This window comes from Malonomonas rubra, from assembly GCF_003247215.1.
Taxonomy (GTDB): domain Bacteria; phylum Desulfobacterota; class Desulfuromonadia; order Desulfuromonadales; family Geopsychrobacteraceae; genus Malonomonas; species Malonomonas rubra_A.
The window spans coordinates 1-2,702 of the sequence record NZ_QKAP01000080.1 but is presented as its reverse complement, the minus strand read 5'-3'; the positions used below and the strand labels follow the sequence as shown (position 1 = coordinate 2,702).

Annotated in this window: 3 protein-coding genes and 1 pseudogene; 3 read left to right on the top strand and 1 reads right to left on the bottom strand. The window is 56.0% G+C overall.

The window, feature by feature from the left end; genetic code table 11:
* The 3 genes from Q7J88_RS08135 to Q7J88_RS08125 all read left to right on the top strand — a co-directional run.
* Positions 1-334: FAD-binding oxidoreductase (locus Q7J88_RS08135; RefSeq protein ID WP_303721671.1), on the top strand; the 334-nt coding region annotated here is incomplete at its 5' end.
* Between the two features lie 2 nt (positions 335-336).
* Complete coding sequence (locus tag Q7J88_RS08130; protein WP_303721670.1) at positions 337-1,596, top strand: (Fe-S)-binding protein; 1,260 nt, start codon at positions 337-339, stop codon at positions 1,594-1,596.
* A gap of 15 nt (positions 1,597-1,611) precedes the next feature.
* Entirely contained in the window at positions 1,612-2,436 is an 825-nt protein-coding gene (locus Q7J88_RS08125) for an ion transporter (protein WP_303721669.1), read from the top strand.
* 3 nt (positions 2,437-2,439) lie between these two features.
* Here Q7J88_RS08125 and Q7J88_RS08120 read toward each other — a convergent pair.
* Positions 2,440-2,702, bottom strand: a pseudogene (locus tag Q7J88_RS08120) (ABC transporter ATP-binding protein); the annotation flags it as partial.

The window sequence follows — 2,702 nt, the reverse complement described above, 5'->3', positions numbered from 1 at the left end:
GATTGATGTGATCGCCGACAAGTATCAGATCCCGATCGTTAACTTCGGGCACGCCGGCGACGGCAACATCCATGTCAACGTGATGATCGACAGCAAGATTGAGGGTGAACAGGAGAAAGCGGATCAGGCGATCGAGGAAGTCTTCAAGGGGGCGCTGGAGCTGGGTGGCACCATGAGCGGCGAGCACGGCGTTGGCATCATGAAGCAGCCGTACATTCCACTGGAGCTGGCGAACAACGCCATCGACTACATGAAGACGATCAAGCGGGCGCTCGACCCGAACAACATCCTCAACCCGGGCAAGATCTTCCCGAGTGACCGGCAGGTACACTGATCATGGCCAAGCTCAAAACTCTCGAAGACTATCGCGAAGAGATCGGACAGTGTGTAAAGTGCGGTTGCTGCCGCGCCCACTGTCCTGCTTTTGGTGCCGTCAAGCATGAAGGCCGCGTCGCCCGCGGCAAGATCGCTCTGGCTGACGCCCTACTCAAGGGTGAAGTCGAGATGGAGGATCGTTTCCTGCTCGACATGTCCCAGTGCCTGCTCTGTGGCAGCTGCTACTCCCAGTGCCCGAACAAGGTGCCGACCGAAGAGATCGTTGCCGCCACCCGGTTGAAGATTGCCAAGCAGAAGGGGCTCTCCAGCTTTGGCAAAGGGGTCGCCACCGTTCTTAAACACCAGGGACTGATGGATCTGTTGGCGAAAAGCGGTGGCAAGCTTTCAAGTCTGCTGTTCAAGAAACTGCCGGAAGACAGCGGCATGCAGCTTCGTTTCCCGGCCCCATTCGTTAGCAAGGATCGCACTCTGCCGCCAGTTACCGACAAACCGTTCCGGAATCGCTACCCAGAGTTCATTGAGGGGAAAGCGGGGCAGCCGACGGTCTTATTTTTCACCGGCTGCGGGATCAACTATATGTACCCGCAAAGCGGCGAAGCGATGATCGAGGCGCTTAAATTTCTTGGCGTCAACATCATCATTCCCAAGGATCAGAATTGCTGTGGGTTGCCGGCGGTTTCGGCTGGAGCGGCTGAGACGGTGGAAACACTGGCAGCAAGAAACCAGAAGGCCTTCGCCAAACACAAGTATGACTATATCGTCACCGCCTGCGCTTCTTGCAACTCCGGGCTGAGGAATCTCTACCCCGGCATGGGTGAAGAGTTCAAAGACTATAAAGAAAAGGTCAAGGACATCTTTGTTTTCCTGATCGAGCAGGGTTTTGCAGAGCAGCTTGACCAATTACCGAAAGCTGAGCAGCGTACGCAGGTGACCTACCATGACCCCTGCCACCTGCGCAACCATGGCATCACCAAAGAGCCGCGAGCGATTCTCAAGGCGTTGCCGCAGGTCGAGTTTGTCGAGATGGAGAACGCAGCCAGCTGCTGCGGCCTGGGCGGTACCTACTCGGTTTATCATTACGATACCGCCAAGCTGATCGGCGCCAAGAAGGCAAAGTCAATTCAGGAGAGCGGCGCCGAACTGGTCGCCACTGATTGTCCCGGCTGTATCATGCAGTTGCAGGACAGTATCAACCGCGCCGGCGGTAGGCAGCGGCCGGTGCATATCCTCGATTTGGTTGCCGAGGCATTGCCGAATTAGCCTGCGAGAGGGGAGATGCCTGAGCAGAGACCACAATTGAACAATCCGATCCGGCAGCGTTTGCACGAGATTATTTTCGAGGCGGATACCCAAGCGGGCAAGCGATTTGACCTGCTGCTGATTGTCAGTATTGTTTTCAGCGTCGTCGTGGTGATGCTCGACAGTGTGGCCGAATTGCAGGTGCCGTATGGCAAAATCTTCTATCGGCTCGAGTGGTTTTTCACCCTGCTATTTACCGTCGAATATTTGCTCCGGCTCAGCTGCATCGGTCGACCGCTCAAATATGCCGGCAGCTTCTATGGTGTCGTTGATCTGCTGTCGATCGCCCCGACCTATCTCAGTCTGCTGCTTCCGGGCGGAAAGTACTTGCTGGTGATCCGAATTCTGCGGCTGTTGCGGGTGTTCCGGGTGCTCAAGCTGGTGCAATATGTCGGTGAGGCGAATTACCTCAAGCGCGCCTTGCATGCCAGTCGGCGCAAAATCCAGGTGTTTCTGCTCTTCGTTGTGCTGTTGATGGTGCTGTTCGGTTCGGTGATGTATCTCGTCGAGGGGCCGGAACATGGTTTTACCAGTATCCCGCGTTCGATCTACTGGGCGATCGTCACCATGACCACGGTCGGCTACGGGGATATTTCGCCACAGACCGATCTGGGGCAGGCGCTCGCTTCGCTGGTGATGATTCTTGGTTATGGAATTATCGCCATTCCGACCGGGATTGTGACCGCGGAGCTGACCGTTTTCCAGCAGCTTACGACGCAGAGCTGTCCGCAATGCAGCGCCGAAGGACACGCACCGGATGCAAACCACTGTAAATATTGTGGTGCAAAGCTGAACCCCTGATGGCTATTCCGGGATCTGCTCCAACTCCTCCCAGCGCAAGTAGGTCTGTTCCAGTTCCGCTTCAATCACCTTCAACCGTTCCTGCATGCCAGCGATCTTCGCCCCGTCACCTTGCTGGTAGAGGTTCGGATCGGCCATTGTTTCGTGCAGTTCGGCCTGTTCCGTCTCCAGGGCATCGATTCGTTTCGGCAGCTCTTCCAGTTCGCGCTTTTCCTTGAAGCTGAGTTTGCGTGGCCGTTCCGTTTTCGGTTTTGGCTTGTTCTTAA